19 protein-coding genes are annotated in these 19,894 nt (G+C 70.3%); 5 read left to right on the top strand and 14 right to left on the bottom strand.

Going from position 1 to position 19,894, the window contains the following annotated elements:
* Positions 1-43: 43 nt before the first annotated feature.
* On the bottom strand, positions 44-985 hold the full coding sequence (locus ABTX81_RS04730) for an aldo/keto reductase (RefSeq protein WP_350541512.1): 942 nt from the start codon (positions 983-985) through the stop codon (positions 44-46).
* A gap of 59 nt (positions 986-1,044) precedes the next feature.
* On the opposite strand from ABTX81_RS04730, the gene ABTX81_RS04725 reads away from it, so the two are divergent.
* The gene (locus ABTX81_RS04725; protein ID WP_350541511.1) at positions 1,045-1,425 is read left to right on the top strand and encodes a MerR family transcriptional regulator; all 381 of its coding nucleotides are present in this window, start codon (positions 1,045-1,047) and stop codon (positions 1,423-1,425) included.
* Between the two features lie 10 nt (positions 1,426-1,435).
* Here ABTX81_RS04725 and ABTX81_RS04720 read toward each other — a convergent pair whose 3' ends face one another.
* The 10 genes from ABTX81_RS04720 to ABTX81_RS04675 form a co-directional block, all read right to left on the bottom strand.
* Positions 1,436-2,653, bottom strand: coding sequence for an acyltransferase family protein (locus ABTX81_RS04720; protein ID WP_350541510.1), 1,218 nt, complete (start codon positions 2,651-2,653; stop codon positions 1,436-1,438).
* Positions 2,650-4,299, bottom strand: a complete 1,650-nt coding sequence (locus tag ABTX81_RS04715; protein ID WP_350541509.1) for an FAD-binding oxidoreductase — start codon at positions 4,297-4,299, stop codon at positions 2,650-2,652. The genes ABTX81_RS04720 and ABTX81_RS04715 overlap by 4 nt, the downstream gene beginning before the upstream one ends.
* 44 nt (positions 4,300-4,343) lie before the next feature.
* Complete coding sequence (locus tag ABTX81_RS04710; protein WP_350541508.1) at positions 4,344-4,730, bottom strand: cupin domain-containing protein; 387 nt, start codon at positions 4,728-4,730, stop codon at positions 4,344-4,346.
* Positions 4,727-5,617: a cupin domain-containing protein gene (locus tag ABTX81_RS04705; RefSeq protein WP_350541506.1), complete on the bottom strand. Its 891-nt coding sequence runs from the start codon at positions 5,615-5,617 to the stop codon at positions 4,727-4,729. The genes ABTX81_RS04710 and ABTX81_RS04705 overlap by 4 nt, the downstream gene beginning before the upstream one ends.
* Positions 5,610-6,806, bottom strand: coding sequence for a sedoheptulose 7-phosphate cyclase (locus ABTX81_RS04700; RefSeq protein ID WP_350541505.1), 1,197 nt, complete (start codon positions 6,804-6,806; stop codon positions 5,610-5,612). The genes ABTX81_RS04705 and ABTX81_RS04700 overlap by 8 nt, the downstream gene beginning before the upstream one ends.
* 67 nt (positions 6,807-6,873) lie before the next feature.
* Positions 6,874-7,989 (bottom strand): IS701 family transposase, encoded by a 1,116-nt coding sequence (locus ABTX81_RS04695; protein ID WP_350541504.1) that lies wholly within the window; start codon positions 7,987-7,989, stop codon positions 6,874-6,876.
* 126 nt (positions 7,990-8,115) lie between these two features.
* Positions 8,116-9,318 carry an IS701 family transposase gene (locus tag ABTX81_RS04690; protein WP_350541503.1) on the bottom strand — a complete coding sequence of 401 codons (1,203 nt, stop codon included), beginning with the start codon at positions 9,316-9,318 and terminating at the stop codon, positions 8,116-8,118.
* Positions 9,319-9,527: 209 nt separating this feature from the next.
* Complete coding sequence (locus ABTX81_RS04685) at positions 9,528-10,214, bottom strand: TetR family transcriptional regulator (protein ID WP_350541502.1); 687 nt, start codon at positions 10,212-10,214, stop codon at positions 9,528-9,530.
* Positions 10,215-10,528: 314 nt separating this feature from the next.
* Positions 10,529-11,518, bottom strand: a complete 990-nt coding sequence (locus ABTX81_RS04680) for an NAD-dependent epimerase/dehydratase family protein (RefSeq protein WP_350541501.1) — start codon at positions 11,516-11,518, stop codon at positions 10,529-10,531.
* The gene (locus ABTX81_RS04675; protein WP_350541500.1) at positions 11,515-12,144 is read right to left on the bottom strand and encodes a ScbR family autoregulator-binding transcription factor; all 630 of its coding nucleotides are present in this window, start codon (positions 12,142-12,144) and stop codon (positions 11,515-11,517) included. Before ABTX81_RS04675 ends, ABTX81_RS04680 begins: the two co-directional genes overlap by 4 nt.
* A gap of 155 nt (positions 12,145-12,299) precedes the next feature.
* On the opposite strand from ABTX81_RS04675, the gene ABTX81_RS04670 reads away from it, so the two are divergent.
* Positions 12,300-13,322: a ScbA/BarX family gamma-butyrolactone biosynthesis protein gene (locus tag ABTX81_RS04670; protein ID WP_350541499.1), complete on the top strand. Its 1,023-nt coding sequence runs from the start codon at positions 12,300-12,302 to the stop codon at positions 13,320-13,322.
* A gap of 921 nt (positions 13,323-14,243) precedes the next feature.
* Here the strand turns inward: ABTX81_RS04670 and ABTX81_RS04665 are convergent.
* Complete coding sequence (locus ABTX81_RS04665; RefSeq protein WP_350541497.1) at positions 14,244-15,308, bottom strand: DNA cytosine methyltransferase; 1,065 nt, start codon at positions 15,306-15,308, stop codon at positions 14,244-14,246.
* Between the two features lie 155 nt (positions 15,309-15,463).
* Here ABTX81_RS04665 and ABTX81_RS04660 point away from each other — a divergent pair, with 155 nt between their 5' ends.
* A complete protein-coding gene (locus ABTX81_RS04660; protein ID WP_350541496.1) occupies positions 15,464-16,612 on the top strand; it encodes a restriction endonuclease, SacI family in 1,149 nt (382 codons plus the stop codon).
* Positions 16,613-17,134: 522 nt separating this feature from the next.
* Positions 17,135-17,707: a hypothetical protein gene (locus ABTX81_RS04655; RefSeq protein ID WP_350541495.1), complete on the top strand. Its 573-nt coding sequence runs from the start codon at positions 17,135-17,137 to the stop codon at positions 17,705-17,707.
* A gap of 60 nt (positions 17,708-17,767) precedes the next feature.
* Here the strand turns inward: ABTX81_RS04655 and ABTX81_RS04650 are convergent, their stop codons facing one another.
* Together ABTX81_RS04650 and ABTX81_RS04645 are read right to left on the bottom strand one after the other, a co-directional pair.
* Positions 17,768-18,526 carry a glycosyltransferase gene (locus ABTX81_RS04650; RefSeq protein ID WP_350541494.1) on the bottom strand — a complete coding sequence of 253 codons (759 nt, stop codon included), beginning with the start codon at positions 18,524-18,526 and terminating at the stop codon, positions 17,768-17,770.
* A gap of 2 nt (positions 18,527-18,528) precedes the next feature.
* Positions 18,529-19,317 (bottom strand): GntR family transcriptional regulator, encoded by a 789-nt coding sequence (locus ABTX81_RS04645; RefSeq protein ID WP_350541493.1) that lies wholly within the window; start codon positions 19,315-19,317, stop codon positions 18,529-18,531.
* Between the two features lie 219 nt (positions 19,318-19,536).
* Here ABTX81_RS04645 and ABTX81_RS04640 point away from each other — a divergent pair, with 219 nt between their 5' ends.
* Positions 19,537-19,893 (top strand): SCO3933 family regulatory protein, encoded by a 357-nt coding sequence (locus tag ABTX81_RS04640; protein WP_350541492.1) that lies wholly within the window; start codon positions 19,537-19,539, stop codon positions 19,891-19,893.
* The last annotated feature ends 1 nt before the right edge of the window (position 19,894 follow it).

Raw genomic sequence — 19,894 nt, 5'->3', positions numbered from 1 at the left:
GGCCGGCCCGCCCGGCGGAGCACGCCGCCGGGCGGAGCGCCGGTCACTCGCCTGCCGCTGCCTCGGCCTCGGCGGCCTTGGCGGCCTCGGCGGCGGCGACGCCGTCCAGGCGCGCGTACTGCTCGCCGGTCAGCTCGACGGCCAGCGCGCCCAGGTTCTCCACCAGGTGCTTCTCGGACGTGGTGCCCGGGATCGGCAGGATGTTGGGCGAGCGGTGCAGCAGCCAGGCGAGCGCGGTCTGCGCCGGGGTGACGCCGATCTCGCGGGCGACCTCGGTGACCGGGCTGTCCTCGCCCGCGTGGCCGCCGATGGCGATCGGGAAGAACGGCATGAACGCGATGCCGCGCTCGGCGGTGAAGTCGACCACCTCGTCGTGCTGGCGGGTGGCCAGGTTGTACCAGTTCTGCACGGTGGCGATCGGGGCGATCTCCAGCGCCTGCTTCAGCTCCTCGACGGTGACCTCGGAGAGCCCGATGTGCCGCACCTTGCCCTCGTCCTGCAGCTGCTTGAGCGCGCCGATCTGGTCGGCCAGCGGCACCTCGGGGTCGATCCGGTGCAGCTGGAGCAGGTCGATCCGCTCGACCCGCAGCCGGCGCAGGCTCAGCTCGGCCTGCTGGCGGATGTAGGCGGGGTGGCCGACCGGCACCCACTCGGAGGGGCTCGGGCGGGTCATGCCGACCTTGGTGGCGACCACGACGTCCTGGGCGTACGGGTGCAGCGCCTCGGCGATCAGCTCCTCGCTGCCGCCGAGGGCGTAGGAGTCGGCGGTGTCGATGAGCTGGACGCCGTTCTCGACGGCGGCGCGCAGCACGTCGAGGGCGGCGGAGCGCGGGGTCGGGGCGTGCCAGACGACGGCCTCGGTGGGCTTGATGTCCGGGGTGTCGGCCAGGCGCATGGTGCCGTAGCCGATCCGGCGGACCGTCAAGTCACCGCCGACGGCGAAGGTCTGACGGTCGATCTGGGCGGTGATCTCGGTGTTCGTCATACCGGTCACGGTACAATCTCCCATTCGTGTGAGATTCAAGTGGATGTGAGGGGTGTCACATGCGGATCGGTGAGCTGGCGGCGCGGACCGGGGTCAGCGTCCGCCTGTTGCGGTACTACGAGGAGCAGGGCCTGCTGGAGGCCCGTCGCCCGGAGGGCGGGCACCGCCGGTACGACGAGGACGCGCCGGCGGTGGTCCGCAACATCCGGGCCCTGCTGGGGGCGGGGCTCTCCACCAGCGCCATCCGGGACGTGCTGCCCTGTGTGGGCGGCGACGGCACGGTGGCCCCCTGCATGCTGGAGGTGCTGGAGCAGCGGCTCGACCTGCTCGACCAGCAGATGCTGGCGCTCGGGGCGAGCCGGGCCGCGTTGGCGGGGATCGTCGCGGCGGCCCGGCGGGAGGCCGAGGTGGTCGAGTTGAACGCGCTGGTGTCGGCCTGAGCCGGCCGTCCTAGCGCGCCGCTCCGGCCTCGACCGCTCCGGCCTCGGCCGGCCGGGACTCGGCCGTGGTCCCGGCCGCGCCCTCGCCCTTGGCTCCGGCCTTGGTCCCGGCCTTGGCGGACCGACCCCATCGACGCATCACCGGCACCTCGACCAGGCGGTACAGCGCCCAGCCGAAGCCGATGCTCAGCGCCAGGGTGATCCCCATGACTCCCAGGGCACCGGGGGTGCTCCAGGTGTTCGCGCCGGCCGATCCGGTCGCCGCGAGGCCGAGCGGTCCGTACTGGATGACCAGGAAGTGGACCATGTAGAAGGCGAAGGAGACCTCGCCGAGCCAGACCATGGTCCGGCCGGCGAACGGCGTCCCCACCCCCGCGGCGTCCCTGGCGGCCACCGCGGCGATCAGCAGCCCGACCGGCAGCGCGGTCGGCGCGGCCATGCCCCAGGCGTCCGGCAGCGTGATCATCAGCGCGTACCCGGCGGCGGTGAGCAGCGCCGCCACCGGCCAGCCGATGGCCACCCAGCGCCCGGTCCGGACGATCCGCGCCAGCAGGATGCCGAGCACGAACTCCGGCAGCCGGGCGGCCGGGAGGAAGTAGACGAACCAGTACCGCCAGAAGGAGAGCGGCTGCCAGGGCGAGTCCGGGCTCCCCGGCAGCAGCTGGGCGATCAGCGGCAGCGCGAACAGCGCCGCCGTCGTCGCCCCCACCCAGAGCCAGAGCCGCTCCGGCCGGATCCGCCGCACCAGCGGCATGATCACCGGGAAGCTCAGGTAGAACAGCACCTCGCAGGCGAGCGACCAACTCGGGCCGTTGGTCCCGCCGATGACCTCCAGGGAGGGGATCCAGCTCTGCAGCAGCAGCAGCGAGGGCACCGTCCCGGCGGCGGTCAGCTCGGCACCGGCCCGGGCCATCAGCAGCAGCCCGACCAGCCAGGTGACGGCGTGGTTGGGGTACAGCTTGAACAGCCGGCGGCGGTAGAAGGCCGACGGGCGGTCGCCCTCCCGGGCGGACCAGGTCAGCACGAAGCCGCTGAGCACGAAGAAGAACCCGACGCCCAGGAAGCCGGCCCGGCTGAGGTAGTCCGACATGAAGTCGTTCAGCGCGGGGGTGTCGAAGGGCTTGGCGACCGACACATGGGTCAGGAAGACCAGCAGCGCGGCGATCCACCGCATGCCCGTCAGCGACGGCAGCCGCGCGAGGTCGGCCGAGAGGCGGGGGGCGCTCATCGGACGCTCCCGGGCAGCCGGATCGACTGGCGGTGGCGGAAGAAGTCCTTGGGGTCGTAGGTCTGCTTGACCCGCTGGAGCTTCGGGTAGTTGTCCTTGTAGTAGAGCGCGGTCCACGGGACGTTCGAGGTGTTCTGCTGCGGGTCGCTCAGGTCACGGTCCGCGTAGTTGATGTAGCACCCGTCGGTGACCCGGTTGGAGACCGGGACGCCGCCGGTGTCGGCGTACACCTCGCGGTAGAACTCCTGCAGCCAGGCCGTGTTGGGGGCGTCGTCGGCCGGCGAGGTCCAGTAGGTCTGGTACAGCAGCTTGAAGATCGCGTCGCGCTGGGGGAGCGCGGTGGCGTCGGAGGCGACGGTGTTGATCCGCCCGCCGAAGGAGACCACGGCCAGGCCGCCCTTCGGGTTGGTGTAGTCGGTGCGGGTCAGGTGCTTCCAGATCGCCGCGATCTGGTCCTCCGGGAAGCCCTTCTTCATGTACGCCGACTTGTGGCCGGCCCGCAGCTGGGGGTTGGTCTGCGAGCCGTCCATGGTGCCGAGGTACTTGACCGCCTTGAGCCACGGCAGCCGGACCACGTCGCCGGTGTGCGGCACGCCGAGCGCGTCGCTGAGCCCCTGGACGAAGTCCTTGGCGCGCTGCTCGGCCTGCGGCACGTCGCCGTTGACCTGGAGCAGCAGCACCAGGCTGCCGGAGACCTTGTGGTTCAGGAACAGCCAGCTGGTCAGGCCGGTGTGGACCGAGTCGGGGCCGCTGTTCTGCTCGAACCAGGTGCCGTAGGCGCGGACCATGTGGGCGAAGCCGCTGCGGGTGATGTTCTCCCAGGACCAGCTCGGGATGGCGATCACCACCTCGGCCGGCGGCCTGGGCAGCAGGTCGGACGGGTTGCTGCCGGTGGCGTCCGGCGAGCGGAACCAGTACCGGGTGACCACGCCGAAGTTGCCGCCGCCACCGCCGGTGTGGGCCCACCAGAGGTCGCGGTGCGGGTCGTTCGGCTCGCGGGTGGCGACGATCGCCCGGGCCCGGCCGTCGGCGCCGAGGGTGACCACCTCGACGGCGTAGAGGTGGTCGACCACCAGGCCGTGCTTGCGGGACAGGTTGCCGTAGCCGCCGCCGGTGACGTGGCCGCCGACGCCGACCGCGTAGCAGACGCCGCCCGGGACGGTGACGCCCCAGCCCTCGTACAGGGTCTGGTAGACCTTGAGCAGGGTGGCGCCGGCCTCGACCTCGAACGCCCGGCGGCCGGGGTCGTAGCCGACCGCGTCCATGAGGTTCATGTCGACGACGATGTCGACCTCGGGGTTGTAGACGAAGTCCTCGTAGCAGTGGCCGCCGCCGCGGATGGTCAGCCGCTGCTTCCGGTCGGCCGCGTCCTGGACCGCCTGCACCACCTGGGCGGTGGTGCGCGGCAGCCGGACGCCCTTCGGCCGGGCCTCCCAGCGCGGGTTGAAGCCGGAGGTCAGGTCGACGTAGCGCGGCTGGTCGGGGGTGACGGTGATGAGGTCACCGGCCCGGACCGCTCTGGACGCCGGGTCGGTGGTGTCCTCCGCGGCCGCCCGGGCGGCCGGGACGAGCAGCCCGCCCGCCGTGGCGGTGCCGATGGTCGCCCCGGCACCGGCCACGAAGGTGCGGCGACTGAGATTGCGCATGGAACTCTTCCCACTTCCTGTTCAGGGGTTCGGATGCCGGGCGGTCAGTCGAGCTGGGGGACGCGGGCCGGGAGGGCGCTGCTCAGCGCGCGCGGCAGGACGCGGGTGCTGAGCAGGCGCAGGCCCTCGGGGCCGGCCGTCACCATGACCTCGGAGTCGTGCCGGGCGAGCAGCAACGAGCCCTCGGCGAGCGGCAGTTCGTCCGGTCCGCGGGTGGCGGTGCCGGTGCCGGAGAGGACGAACAGGGCCTCCTCGACCCCGTCCCGGACCTCGTGGGCCAGCTGCTCGCCGGGCGGCAGCCGCCAGAGGTCGAAGGTCTCCGTCTCGCTGTGCAGCATGCCCCGGCGGGCCAGGCAGGACCAGGTCCGCCGGTCGGGGCCGGCGGCGGCCGGGGCGCAGTCCACCGGGCGGAGCGCGCGGCTGACGATCATCGGGCGTCCCGCCCGGATGCGTCCTCTTCGGTCGCGTCCCGCCCGGATGCGTCCTGCCCGGTCGCGTCCTGCCCGGACGCGTTCTCCGACGCCGTGTCCCGCCCCGGCACCGCGAGTTCGGCGTGGAAGAACTCCAGGCCGCCCGCGCCGGCCGTGATCACCGCGTCCGCCCCGAACGGCAGGGTGACCGCCGTACCGGCCGTGAGCTCCACCTCGGTGTCACCGGCCGCGGCCGTGCCGGAGCCGGTGAGCACGAAGACGGTGTGCTCGCTCGCGTGCGCGCTGAACGCGGCGCTGTCGCCGTCCGCCAGCTCGCGGATCTCCACCAGGCGCAGCGGACCGGTGAAGACGCCGACCGGGTCGACCGCCCTCTCCTCCCGCAGGTCGTGCAGCCGCATCGTCTCGGTCTTCCTCTCGATGAGTCCGGCGGTCGGGGCGTCGGGGGCCAGCCCGTGCAGCACCGCGGAGGTGGCCGGGGCCGGCATCTCGATGACCAGCCACTCCAGGTGGCCCTCGGGGGCGCTGCCGTAGCCGGGGTCGGTGACGCCCGCGGGGGCGCCGGTGTTGCGCAGGCCGTGCACGGTGCCGATCCCGGTGAGCAGCAGGGAGCCGGGACGGGCCGGCCGGACCTCGCCGTTCACCAGGAACTCGCCGTGGCCGCGGAGGATGAAGTAGATCTCCTCGGTGCGGGTGTGGCGGTGTTCCCCGCTCAGGCCGCCGGGCGGGATCCGGGCGACCTCGACCGCCTCGACCTCGGCCTCCAGGTGCTGCCGGCCGGCCAGCGCCTTCCAGTAGGTGAGGCCGGGGGCGCCGTGCACGCCGTAGATCTCCGAGGCGTCCCGGGTGTCCGCGACGAGCAGGCCGGCGGCGGGCAGGGCGTCAGACACGGCTGAGCTCCCGGGAGTTGAGCACCCGCAGGTCCTCGACGGCGACGGCGAGCTCCTCGCGGGTCACGTCGTTGACGAAGACCGCGTCGCCGATGCCGGCCGGCAGCGGCAGGCGCTGCTGGCCGTCCCGGTGGCGGACGGTGTCCTGGAGCGCGGCGTCGAGCAGCTCGGCGTCCAGCAGCTCGTTCCAGCTGGGCAGTTCGAGCGCGCGCATGACCGCGAGGATGCGGTCGCGCTGCTCCAGGTCGACCAGGCCGCGGCGCCAGGCGAGCAGGGTGGTGAGCGCCATGTCGACGGTGACCGCCTCGCCGTGCAGCAGGGCCGGCAGGGCGCGCATCTCCAGGGTGGGGGAGAAGGTGTGGCCGTAGTCGACGATCCGCTCCAGCTCCGCCTCCCACAGGTTCGGCTGGAGCTCCTCCAGCATGCCGTGGATGGCGCGCCGCAGCACCTCGCCGGCCGGGTCGCCGCCGCGTCCGTCGTCCTGGAACTTCCGGTCGATCAGCGCCGGGCCGTACTGCTCCAGCAGGTCGAACAGCCGGGCGTCCTTGATCAGCGCCATCTTCAGGATCTCGCCCATGCCGTTGGCGATGTGCCGGCGGTCGACGGTGGTGAGGAAGGAGCGGTCGAGCAGGGTGAGCACCGGGGCGAAGTAGGTGCCCAGGCGGTTCTTGTGGCCGTTGAAGTTGACGCCGGTCTTCACCCCGACGCCCGCGTCGACCAGGCCGATCAGCGTGGTGGGCACGCGCACCACCGGGGTGCCGCGGCGGTAGAGGTTGGCGACCAGGCAGACGATGTCCATGAGGACGCCGCCGCCGATCACGATCATCGGCTCGCGCCGGCGGTCGAGGCCGAACGAGTCCAGCGCGACCACGATGTCGGAGGCGGTCTCGAACTCCTTGAGCGTCTCGTCGGCGCGCACCACCTGCAGGAAGTAGTCGACGCCGTGGTGCTCGAAGTAGCGGCGGATCCGTTCGCCGTGCAGGCGGTCGACCTCGGCGTCGATCACCACGAAGCGGCGGTTGCCGCCCGCGGCGTCGCCGGTCTGCTCGATCAGGGCGGTGCTGGCCGGATCGAAGACGCCGTCGCAGACGCGCACCTCGTACTCGACCGGCTTGACCGCGCGCACTCGCCAGGAGTTCGAGGACTGGCTGTAGGTGAGACCGCTCGGGTAATTGTCGAAGACAAGCATGTCCTTTTCCCTTGTGAAGGCATGGGTGAAATCACGGTGCGGTGGGGGGAAGTGCAGGGGGAATCGGTCAGGCGGTGCGGCGGTCGAGCGCCACCGCGGCATAGGCCGCCGAGGCGAGCGTCATGTGCCGGTGCCAGCCCTCGAAGGAACGCCCTTCGAAATCGCGCAGGCCGACCCGATCGCCGATGACGGTGCGGTCGTCCTCGACGCCGCCGGCCATGCGGAAGAGCCGGGGGAATTCGGCGGCCCGGTCCGGTCCGGAATCGGTCAGCCAGAATCCGGAGAACGCGGTGGTGCGTGCCCCGGACTCCGCGTAGAGGAGCAGTTCGGCCGGGGTGCCTGGCAGGGCGACCCGGACCACGTGCGCCTCGACCCCGGGCGGGCCCGAGGCACCGGCCAGCCGGCGGGCGCCGGCGGAGGCGAACAGCTGGTAGGCGGGCAGGGCCCGGCCGCGGTCACGGGTGGGGGCCGTGACCGGGGTGAGCCGGGTCGCGGGGTCGACCCGGACGGCCACCCGCAGGCCGAGCTCCCGGCCGGTGGCGAACAGCCCGCCCGGTTCGGCTGGGCAGCCGTCCCAGATCAGGGTGGCCGCGGCGGTGGCCGGCAGCCGGTCCGCGAGTGGTCCGAGCAGCGCGGCCTGGCGGTCCAGGGAGTCCCCGGTCGCGCAGGTCGCGGCCGGTGCGCCCGGCCGGTTCGGCGGTGCGACGGCCCGGTGGGGCGGGTCCGTCAGCTGGAGCTGCCAGTCGACCGGTGCGTTGAGTCGCGGGGCCAGGTACCAGAGGCCGACGGCCTGCTGGGCCCCGGCCAGCTGTCCCAGCTCGGGGACGAACCGGCGCCCGACGCCGACCGAACGGGTGCCGGACTTCGGGATGAACATCGGCCGGACCAGCCAGGCGCGGGGGGTGCACGCCTCGACCAGCCGGGCGGCCAGGGCCTGCCGGACCGGTGCCCAGGCCCAGGGCGAGTTGCGGATGAAGTGGTGCAGCCGCTGGACCGCCCCCGGGTCGCCGAGCGTCCGGGCGATGTTGCTGATGGATTTCCGGCCGGCCGTGCCGAGGAGACCGCGCAGGTATTCCTCGGCCTTGAGCCGGTGGTCGGCCCGGTCGAACGATCCGAAGAGCTGCTCCCCGAGAATTCCCGGGAATTCTTCGACCAGGTGGTCCGCGGCGGCCGCCGTCGTCATCGTGCCCACCTCCTTTCCGGTTTCCGTTGCCCTTTCCGGCTATCTTTCCGACACCAGAATCATCGGCCGGCCGGGGAATTCGGTCAATCCGATTCGGACGCCTTCGGCAAGTCGCCTCGGCCATTGTCAGGCGGAATTGCGGAGGCTTTCCCGGCTGATTTCCGGGGTGCGTCCGGTGCGTCCGGTGGGTCCGGTGCGTCCGGGGAGGTCGCGGCCGAGCGAGTACGCGGCCGAGACCAGCGTCATGTGGTGGTGCCAGCCGGTGAAGGAGCGGCCGGAGAAATCCAGCAGGCCGAAGTCCGAGCCGAGCCGGTCCACGGTGGTCCGGGTGGCCGCGGCGGCGTCCAGCAGCGCGAGCACGCCCGGGGCGTCCTCGGCCAGGTTGGTCAGCCAGTACCGCCGGGGACCGTCCAAGCCGCCGTCGTGGTGCGCCCAGAGCCGGTGCATGGGCGTGCCGTGCGGACCGGGCGCGCCGGGCAGGCCGGGCAGCAGGACCGGCGCGCCGCGGAGCACCGGCTGCGGGGCCCCCGGTGTGCGCGGCCGGCGGCGTGGGAACAGTGCCTCGGCCGTCGTGCCGCTCTGCTGCACCCGCCCGTGCCGGCCCGTGGCCGCCTGCATCACCGGCCGGACGGCCTGGCCGCCGCGGACCTCCAGCAGGTACGGGACGCCCCGCCGGGCGAGCGCGCCGGCCAGTCGCAGCGGCTGGTCCGCCACACCGAGGTCGGCGACCAGCGGGGCCACCGGGAGGAGGGCGGTGAGCCGGTCGACCATCCCGAGCAGCAGCTCGCCGGCCGCGTACGGCGCGAGGCCGTCGGGGATCCGGGCGCGGGTGCGGCGCTCCGGGTCGTCCGTCCAGCTGGGGTCGAGCAGCAGCGACCAGTCCACCGGGACGGCGTCCCGGTCGGTGGCGACGAACAGTCCCGGCGCGGCCTGGCACTTGACGGTGCGGCCAGCCTCCGGGACGAACCGGCGGTGGACGCCCACCGCCTGGTCGCCGCGCTTGGGGACGACCGCCAGGGTGGCCGTCCAGGCGCGGACCGGGTGCCGTTCGGCGGCGAGGCGGGCCAGCACCCGGCGGGCCGGGCGCCAGTCCCAGGGACTGCCGTTGATGAACTGCTGGAGCGAGAGCGAGGCGGTGGCCGCCGCCGGTCCGGTCGCCAGGCTCGCGGCCATGTTCGACAGGGACTTGCGGCCGGGGGCCGCGAGCAGTCCGTGCAGGTAGGCCCGGGCCCAGCGACGCTGGTCTATCCGGGTCAGATGGGCGAAGACCTGCTCGGCGAACCGGGAGACCGCGGCTTCGCCGGCCGGTGACAGGGGTTGCGCGTCCATGTGAGCTCCCCGAGATCGTGTGGTGCCGTGAGGTGCCGTCCCCAAAAGAATAGCGAACGATCTCTTTGTTTTTGAGTCCCGTGCGGGCGCGGGACCGGTTTTGGCAAGTCCTGGTGCCCGGTGGCCGGGGAACGCACCACCGCCCGCAGCGGCGTCAAACGGCCGGTGCGGGCGGTGGTCTGAGTCGGGATGAGGGATGGACGTGCAGGTCAGCGGGTTGCGCCGGGGGCGGGCGGGCCGGTCACCGCGCGGTGCCAGAGCCGGCCGAGCCGCTGCCGGGTCTCGGCCCGGGCGGCCGGGTCGTCGCCGCCCAGGGGGACGATTCCGCGCCGCAGCGCCTCGGAGCCGACCACCAGGCAGTGGGCCAGGGTCTCCAGGTCCGCGCTGTCGAGCTTCCCGTCGTCGGCCTTCCCGTCGTCGGCCTTCCCGCTGTCGAGGGCCGGTGTGAACGGGCGGCCGTCGACAGCGGGTTCGGCCGTCGGCGCGGTGGCCCGCTCCCGGGCCAACCGGTCGCGCAGGTCCGGGCTCCAGCCCGCGTGCCAGTTGCCGGCCGACTCCGGCTGCTCCCAGGTGAGCCGCGCGGCTGCCCGCACGCTCGGCTCCTCGTCCAGCAGCCGGGTGAGCGCGTCGATCAACTCGACGACACCCGGGCCGGGTCGTCCGTCCGGTCCGGACGCCCGGGCCACCGCCGCCCGGGTGAGCGCGGCCGCCTGGGCGCGCACCGCGTCCGCCAGCGCGGCCTTGGACGGGAAGTGGAAGGTGAGCGCGCCCATGGTGACCCCGGCGGTCTGGCTGACCCGGGCCAGCGAGGTACCCGCGTAACCGTGCCGGTCGAATTCCGTGGCGGCCGCGTGCAGGAGTGTGCGGTGGGTCTGCTGGGCGCGTTCCTGTCTCATCGCGCACCGCCGGCCCGGCCGGTGGGCCCCCGGTGCGCACGGGCGTCCGGGACCGCGTCCGTCCCCGGGCGGCGCGGCCGGGGGGCTCCGGGGCGCGGTGTCCCCGGGGCTGCCTGGAGGTGTGGGTGGACGAACCACATGGTCGGCGTGGCTCCTTCGTGCGGTCGGGGCGTGCCGGTGCGTACCGGCCCGGTGACACTCCGACGCTACGCTCCGGCGCGCCGCACACGCACGGCATCCTCACGATCCTCCGGCGGCTTTGGCATTTCCTTTGCAAATGCCCGCAAAGGCAGCGGTTTTGGAGCTCCCCGGACCTATGCCCTCCGGGCCGCCGCGAGGTGCGCGCGGTACCAGGGCGCGGCGTCGGCGAGCCGGTGCAGCGGGCCGGGGCCGGGATCGGTGCCCGCCGGCCGCCAGATCTCCTCGCTGCGGTACCAGTGATGACGGGCCATCAGATCGAGCTGCCGCTCGCCGAACACGCCGGGGACCTTGCGGAGTTCGGCGGCGCAGCGCTCCCACGGCCAGTCGGTGTCGGGCACCGGCGGGAGCACGCCGTGCTCCGCGAGCACCGCCAACAGCCCAGCGATGGGGGCGGGTTCGGGATGCCCGGCGTGGTACACCCCGGGTGGGGCCGCCGCCGGATCCGGGGCGAGCGCGAGGTCCGCGATCAGCCGGGCCAGGTCGGTCACCGCGACCAGCGAGAGCAGCGCCCCGCCGCCGTCCCAGCGGGCCGGCACCCGGCGCAGCAGGTCCGCGAGGCAGGGCACCACCCAGCGGTCGCCGGCGCCGAGCACCAGCGGCGCGCGCAGCACCACCGCCCCGGCGTCCAGCGCCGCCGCCTCGCCGGTCAGCCGGGTGCGGCTGGCCGCCGAGACGGGCGCGGGCGCCACCTCGTCCACGCCGATGCCCCGGTGCGGCCCGTCGCCGTACACCGCGGAGGTGGAGAGGTGGACGATCCGGCCGACCCCGGCCCGCCCGGCCTCGGCCAGCAGCGCCCGGGTGCCGTGCACGTTGACGGCGGCGCACTCCCGCTCCGGGCCGCCGACCAGCGCGGCGAGGTGGACCAGCACGTCGGCGCCGTCGGCCGCGCCGCGCAGCGTCGCCGGATCGGCGAGGTCCGCCGCGACCGGCACGGTCCCGGCCGGCGCGGACGAGCGGGTGAGCGCCCGGACCTCGCCGACCCCGGGCAGCGCGCGCAGCGCGGCCAGGACGGCGGAGCCGATGAAGCCGCCCGCCCCGGTCAGCAGGACGGCGGGCCGGCCGGTGTCCGACCGCCCGCCGCTCTTCCCCCGTACCCCGGTCATGCCGGCTGCTTCCCGTGCTCCCGGACGAACGCGCGCAGCTCCTCGACCACCGGCGCGGGCGCGATGCCGGGCAGCAGGAACCACCACAGCTGGACGATCCGCTCGGGCAGGTCGGCGCGCCCGGTGCGCAGGTGGGACATGATCTGCGAACCGGTGTAGGCCGCGACCAGCACCTGGGCGAGCTCCTCGATCACGACGTCGTCGAGCAGTTCGCCGGCCCGCCGGGCGGTCTCCAGCTCGGCGCGGAACTGCTCGGCCCACATCTCGTACGGGCTGAAGTCGCGCAGTCCGAGCTGCCCCTGCTCGACGGCGAGGGTGACGCCGGCGCGCAGCAGCACGTTCCCCTGCAGTTCGTCGGCCAGGTAGAGGTTGATCCCGATGAGCTGGCGCAGCCCCGCCGGCTGCCCCGGCAGGTCGAGGTCGGAGGCCTGTTCGTCGATGACCGCCTTGGCCAGGTCCTCCTTCGACTTGAAGTGGAAGTACATCGCCCCCTGGGTGGTCCCGGCCTGGTTGATGATCTTGCTGACGCTGGAGCCGCTGAAGCCGTACTCGTCGAAGATCTGGGCGGCGGCCCTCAGGATGGTCTCGCGGGTGCGTACGGCTCGTTCCTGCTTGGCTCTTGCCACGAGTCACTCCAAACGCCTCGACAAACAAAAAGAACGACCTCTATGTTATTCGCCATGGGGCCCGGCGTACACACCACCGGAGCGCCGATCTTTCACCTTGCCTGTGGCCACTCTGGGGGAGTGCATCCATGTTTCGCACAGACCACAGCACCACCATGTCCAGCACTGTTGACGCATCCATGACGGGCGAGCCGACGCCCGCGCCGGTGACCGTGCCCAAGGAGTACGTGCACAAGCGGGCGGCCGAGGAGGTCCTGCTGACCGGCTGGGAGCAACTGGCCGAGGACTCCTACCGGATCACCGCCCACTGGCCGCGCGACCACCGCGCCTACGGCGTCCGCAACGGCTACCACGACCCGATGCTCCTGGTGGAGACGGTCCGCCAGACCTTCCCGCTGCTGTCGCACGTGGCGTTCGGCGTCCCGATCGGCCACCAGCTGATCTGGGACCACTTCGGCTACGCGCTGATCCCCGGCGGCCTGTGGGCCGGCGCGGGCGACACCGTCCCGCGGCAGCGCGGCGCCGCCGACGCCGACGGCGCCGTCCCCGCCACTCCGCCGGCCGGCGAGGCGTACGACGAGGTGCAGATCGACGCCGTCTGCCAGGACGTGGTCCGCCGCGGCAACCGGGTGGCCGCGCTGACGCTCGCCTACGTGGTCAGCCGGGACGGCGAGCCGATCGCCACCGCGCAGACCCGCTTCGCCGTCCAGACCCCGGCGATCTACCGCCGCCTGCGCGCCGACAAGGGCGACGCCGCCGAAATGATGGCCCGCGCCGTCCCGCTGCCCGCCCCGATCCCGGTCGCCCGCGCCGGCCGCGCCGTACCCCGCGAGGTGGTGCTCTCCGCCACCGACCGCGCCCGGCGCTGGCAGCTGCGGGCCGATACCCACCACCCGGTCCACTTCGACCACCCGGTCGACCACGTCCCCGGCTCACTGCTCCTCGACGCCGCCCGCCAGGCCGCCCAGGCGCTGCACCACCAGGCACCGGTGATGGCCGTCGCCATGGAGTGCGACTTCAGCCGCTACGTCGAACTGGACGAGCCCTGCCTGGTCGAGGTCACCCAGCTCCCCCGCGACCCCGCCCGCCGCGACCGCGTCGGCGTGACCCTCCAGCAGGGCCCCGCCACCCCCGCCTGCTCGATCATCGTCACCGTGGCCCCCCTCGCCACCGCCTGACCCCCCACCACCGGGCCCGCCGGCCCTCCCCCGGCGGGCCCACCGTGTGAGCCCGATCACCCGCCACCCGGGCGGGGCCGGTCGCCTTCGGCCCTCTCCCCACCGCCCCCGAAAACCAGTCAGGGCCGGTCTCCCTTGCGGGAGACCGGCCCTGAGCTGGTCCTACTGGGTCGGGGTGGCGGGATTTGAACCCACGGCCTCTTCGTCCCGAAGCAACCTGGGCACCCGCCTGACCTCGATCGGCAGCACTGCTGACCTGCCCGGACAGTCCACAGCTGTCCGTGGCCGTCCGCCGATGTGCGCACCCGTTGTAGCGCAGTTAGACACTCAGCCTGACTGCTGCGGGTGGCGCAGCCAGGCCGTACTACAACAGCTTGTACGTCCACCGCTCGGCATTCATGCTGCCCCCAGGGCGCTCGACCACGCCAGTGACCAAGCGCCGCACGACCACCGTGCTGCGCTCCGCCCAGATCCAGATACTGGTCTCCAGGGTCCAGGAACAGTGGTTGATCGAGATCGAACACGTAGCACGTATCGCCCGTTTTGGCACACCTGTGCCACGATCGTGTCGCACCTCTCGCCGTCGACGCTGATCTGGATGTTGTCGTAGGCATGAGGCAACCTAGCGGCATGCGTGCACCAAGGGTCCAGTGCCCGACCTGCGGACGACCAGTAGCCCTCATGCCCACTCGCCGTGTTGGCTATGGAGTACTTCATGACCACAAAAAGGACCGGCGATCGTTGGTCCTCTGCGAGGGCAGCATGAAACAGCTTGCCCTGGCGGATGCCACTATCTGGCAGGATTCGTTGCCGGGGGTGGGGCAACCCGACGAAGCTGCGCCCACTCTCTTCTGAGTAGCCAGCTCGGCCGGAAAGCAGTGAGTCGAACTGGCTAGCGCGATGAGGAATCCACTGCCCAGATTAGTTCGCCACCTGCTCTGCTATCGCCCTTACGACCTTCTCTGCAAGGAGCGGGGGAACGCAATTTCCAAGTTGTGCCTGGATTGAGTTTCGCTTCCCAACAAACTCGAACTCGTCCGGGAATGTGAAAAGTCTCTTCAATTCAGCAACGCGAAGTCGACGATTTTCCCAATGGAACGGGCCGATATAGGGTCCCGGCTGTGCCTGGATGGTCGGTGCCGGCCGGTCTGGGTCCAGCTTCAGAAGGAAAGACCAATACTTCGATCGCCACTTGAACTCGGGGCTCTCATGTCCTCGCTCCACCGTGTAGTGAAGGTAATTCTCTCCGGGTGGAATTCCGGGAAGCAGATGACCATATTTGCCGGCAACTACTTCGCCGGGCTCCGGCTCGGTTGTAAGGCCGCTTAGCGCTTGGCTGGCAGTTACATGGGGCTGGCCTTCAAGCCCAGTAGACCTGCGCTCCCACTTACCGCCGTGTGTGGGATCCGGGTGTAGCGGGACCTTCTCGCCCTTCGGCACTCCGATTACAAAGAGCCTTGGACGGGCCTGAGGAACGCCATAATCAGCAGCATTGAGGACGCGGGGCTCGCAGTCATACCCAGCCTCATCGATTTCCCTGAGGAGGCGCTCATAGGCCGGACGTGAAGCCTTATTGTTGAAGGTGAGCGCATAAACGTTCTCTAGTACGAAAGCCCGAGGCTTCGCTTCACGCAGCACCCGGGTATACGCCTGGAGTAGCGATGCGCCTGGGTCGAGGCCTTTTCGCTTGTACTCGAGCCAGAAGCCTGACTTGGAGAAGGGAGTGCACGGCGGCCCACCTACGAGCAGGTCCGGCCTCTCAGAACCCTTAAGCCCCGCTGCAGCCAGAAGATCCTTTGTCTTTACATCGATGATGTCCTTCTGGATCACTTCAGTCTGAAGGTGGGAAAAGTTCTTTTCCATCGTCGCCACGGCGTCGGCGTTGTGCTCAACAGCGGCACGTACCTCGTAGCCGGCAGCCTCGACGCCGAGGTCGAGCCCACCGGCGCCAGAGAACAGGGAGATTGCGATGCCACGACTAGTCACTAGGACAGAGTGCCAGACGCGACTGACAGATCGGTGCTTGACCTCCCCGACGTCACCTGTCTGTGACACTTCTGGGCCACAGAGTAGCCACGAGGGTCCAGGTGTGCGAGCCTGGGCGCCATCTGTTGGGATCGGACAGAAGTGCGGGCAGGGGCATGGCACAGGGCGGGAACAAGAAGAAGACCCTTACGGTCGACAAGCGCGCTGCATGGCAGAATCTCACGGAGGCGCTCCAGCTGGCTACTGAGAGCGACAATCTTCCGGGGGAGTGGATTGCTCGCAGCCGCCAAGTCGGTAAGGCTAGCAACGCCACTAACACTCCAGTGCTCGGAGTGGCGCTATTGGCTAAGGCCACAAATAAGGATGTCGCCGCTCTTGCACTTCAGACGAAGGTGCACCGTGGATACTCGCCCCGGGGATTGGCCAAGAGCGTTTTCGTGCCTTTTTGCGTCGAACATGAGATCGACCTAAGGACCACGGGCGCGGAACCGTTTAACAATAATCCATTCTACAACAAGACGCACATCCACAAGGATTTGATTCCTGAAAATAAGGTGACAGCTCGAGCTGAGTTGGAGTATCTAATTGATTGCCTTGAGGTGGCTGACTTTCTCGAGGGAGATACTGCCCTTCGCGCTCTTGCTGCTTTTCTGAAGGTGCGCATAGAGGATGGAAACAAGGCGACGATCCTCCAGCTTGAAAAAAACTCTCTAACGCTTCCCGAAATCTCAGATCTTATCGAAAAGTTCATCAATCAGAATCGTGAGGGTGGCAAGAGGGGGCAAGCGCTCGTTGCGGCCTGCTTTGACTTGGTGCACCCCGATAAGGTCTATTCCGGGGCGATTAATGACCCTAGTCGAAAAGTGCCCGGTGATGTAACCTTTGAAATCCCGCAAGATTCACCTGCGGGGACCCTGCCGATTGCCTCGGTCGCCGACTTCGCAAACAGGATTGTGATCTTGAGTGGCGAGGCGAAGCAGAAGATTGTAATGGAAAGTGAAGTCCTCCAGTTTGTCGACCGCCTTGCGGCGTCTGGAATCGGCAAGGCGCTGTACGTGGCAGTGCATCCTAATCAAAAGGACCTAGATCCCGAGGCTCTTTCAAGGAAGGCTCAGGAGCGTAGCGGAGTGCTGCTGCACGTTATCACGGACCCTAAAGATTTGATCAGAAGCGCTATTCAGTGGTCTCCGCTTTCTCTGTCCGCATGTTTGCAGCAGCTTCCTCAACTTCTAGTTGAGCGCCTGAAGGATTTTCACTGCGGTAAGGATAGTCAGCAAGAATGGGCTGACATGTTGGCGGATTAGATTTAGGTATGTCCGGCGAACATTGACCGTCGCGCTGGGCGGCGGAGCGGTTTTGGCCGGTGTCCTGTCTGGTCTGGGGTCGAGCATGATCGGGGGGCCGTAAGCTGTTGCGACTCGGTCAGGGCTCTTTGGGCCTGACCGCAATTTGGCCGAGTGGCCCCCCGGTCTTGCTCGACGCGGGTCCCGGTCCTGGCAGGTGGGTAAAACCGTGGAGCCGCCCGTCACCAGCCACGACCGGTAGTGGCCTCAACCCGCCCCATCGCCGTCGGCCGCCGGGCGCGGCCGGCCGCCGCCGTCGCGGGGCGCAAGACAGGAGCGGCGGCGAGCGGCTGGGCCGCGCGCTGGCGCGCCGTGCGCGCCCTTGAACCCGTAGAGAAGATTTTTACGCACTCCTCTCCATCGCCTCCTCGCCCCTCTCACTCCTTCACCCCTTGCACGTCGCCCTGCTGCTCGGCCCGCCGGTCTCCGCCTATGATCGGCAGGCTCTGAACTGACGGTTCTTCACCATCCTGCGCGGGGGCTATGGATACGATCACCCAGCTTGTGACCATCGCGGCCGTGGTGCTCGGTGGGCTGACGACGTACCTGACGAACAACTTGATGGAGCGGAGCAGGCGCAAGGACGGTCTTCGGCTCCGGTGGGATGAGAAGAAGCTCGACGCCTATGCCGACTACGTCGGGCGGGTCCGGACCTCGATCCACCTTGCAGTTCTCCTGTACGAGGTGCGCGAGGAGATCCGGCTGATGCCACGTACCGAGCACGAGTTGGCGATGGAACTGACCGAGGCCGGCGGCGCCCAGGCCATGGCCTTCGAGCGAGTCATGCTGCTCGCCGGCGACGAGGTGATCGAGGCGGCCCACGCCATTCAGGAGAACCTAGCCGCGATCGGCTGGCAGGCCCGCGGCATCGTCGACGGCACTCTCGCGGACTGGCGGTCACTGCACACCGAGGCATTCAAGGCGATCAACCGGTTCCACGAGTCCGCCCGCGCGGACCTGGGTGTCCGGGGCCGATTCGAGGGAGAGCACCACACGGCCCGCGGGCTTCTGCTCCCTGGCGCTCGGAACTCGGATGGGGCTTCCGACCGGCCCTGACCCGGGCAACGAGACGGCCCCGACGCTCGCGCTGCCGGGGCCGGTCTCGTCGAGTCGCGCTCAGCCAGCGTCGAGCCGCCAGTTCTCCAGTGCCAGCAGCGACTCCGCCCGCGCCTGGATGACGGCCATCCGCGCCTCCCGCTCGATCTCGTGGCTGTGCGCCGCCTGGTGGGTGCTCTGCCCCGGCCACTTCCTATACAGAAGCCCGGTCTCCTCGACGAACCACCCGCGGCTCACCGCGTTGAGCGCTAGCAGCAGCCCGGTGTCCTCGGACGCAGGCAGGGCCATCCACCCGCCCAGCGCGAGCAACAGGTCCCGCCGGACGCACAGCGTCGCCGGATGCACCTGGGCGCGGAAGTCGTGGGCCTTCCAGTGGGCCAGCACCTCGCCGCGCTCGATCGGCCCGGCCAGCGGGTCCTGATCGAAGCCGACCGTGCTGCCGTCCGGGAGAAGATCGAGTACTCGCGACGTCGTCCACGCCACGTCCGGCCGCCCGCTGAGGACGGCAATGTCCCGGGCCAGCGTTCCTGGCGGAAGCATGTCGTCGGCGTCCAGCACCTTCACGAATTCGCCGGCCGCCCGTGAGAGGCCCATCGTCCGCGCCATGCCCGCACGCCCGTGCCTGCCCTGCCCGAAGCTGATCCGCGCATCGTCCGGGACGTGAGGGGCAACGTCGTCCGTCTCGCCGTCCTCCTGGATCACCCACTGCCAGTCCCACCCGTGCGGGAGGTCCTGCTCAAGCAGTGACTTGTAGGCGTCCGCCAGGTACTCGGCGCTCGGGCCGTGGACGGCCGTGATGACGGTTACGAGCCTGGCCATGCTCACCACCTGCTCAGCTGGGTCGTGTAGACCATTTCGGTGCGGTCGCCCGGCAGCGTCACATCGGCGACCTCCACCACACGATCCGTCGTGTCGATACAAGTCTTCCGGAGAACGATCACCGCCACACCCACCGGAAGTCCAAGTTCCTCGGTCTCCTCCGGCGTCGGGGGCCGGGCCCGGAAGGTTTCCACGATGCGGTCCAGCTCGATGCCGACCGTGTACAGCTGGTTCTGCGTTCCGCCGGGCCAGGGCTCCTGGTCGTCCCGGAGAAGGTCCGGGTTCCCGGCGATCATGTCGAGCACCAGGTAGGACCGGGAGACGTTGAACGGCGTGCGCTCGCCGTTGCGGCGGGTCCGATAGGTGCGCTCCAGCAGCATCGTGCCCTCGCGAACGGCGAACGCTGCGGCCAGATCGGCATCCGCCGGCTTCTGGGTGTACTCGGCGGAGAACACGAGATCGTTCACCGTCAGCCCGGTGTCGTGCTCGGTGGCACCCGTCTTCAGCCGCTCTTCCCTGGACTGGCGGGCCCGGTCCTTCTCCCACTGGTGCCGCAGGTTGTCCCGCTTGGCCGGGGTCGGCTGCTGGCGGACGAACGTTCCGCGACCATGCTGTTTCTCCACCAGCCCCTCGGCCTGGAGCACTCCGACACCCTGGCGGACGGTCGGCACGCTCACGCCGTACTCGGTGGCGAGCGCGGGTTCCGTGGGGAGTCGGTCGCCCGGCGCCAGCTCGCCGGCGCCGATCCGGCGCCTGAGATCGGTCGCGATCCGCTCGTACTGGTTGGCCATGGTGCAGGTCACCGTCCTGTCGTGGTCTCGGGCCCATCCTAAGTCTTAAAGAGGTGTTGACGACTAACTGATGACCAGTCATAGTCATCACCACGGCAACTCTTAATGAGGACTTGAAGACAAGACCTCAGGAGGTGCTGCGGATGCCCGGCATTTGCCGTGGTGAGACTGCCCGGAGGTTGATCGCTTCCCTCAGGGCCAGACGAAGGAGCCCAGCTCATGCGCTTCATCCCCGTCGACACGACCGGCGCGCTGGTGATGGTCACCCAGCCGCCCCGCCCGAAGCTGAAGAACCGCCAGACCGGCGAGATGGCCATGGACGCCGAGACCGGTGCGCCGCTGGTCACCCTGGACGTCACGTTCGTCGCCAACGGCGAGGCCGACATCCTGTCCCTCACCGTCCCGCAGCCGGGCATCCCCGAGGGGCTGGCGCCCGGCATGCTGGTCAGCCTCACCCGGCTGATCGCCCGGCCGTGGGAGAACGAGTTCAACGGTCAGCGCCGCTCCGGCATCGCCTTCCGGGCCGACGCCGTGACCGTCACGGCCGCGCCCTCCCTCGCCAGCGCGAGCGCCTGAC

The sequence above is a fragment of the Kitasatospora sp. NPDC097605 genome, assembly GCF_040302725.1.
Taxonomy (GTDB): Bacteria; Actinomycetota; Actinomycetes; order Streptomycetales; family Streptomycetaceae; genus Kitasatospora.
Note: the sequence above shows the minus strand (reverse complement) of the source record. Positions and strands in the feature narration are given on the sequence as shown.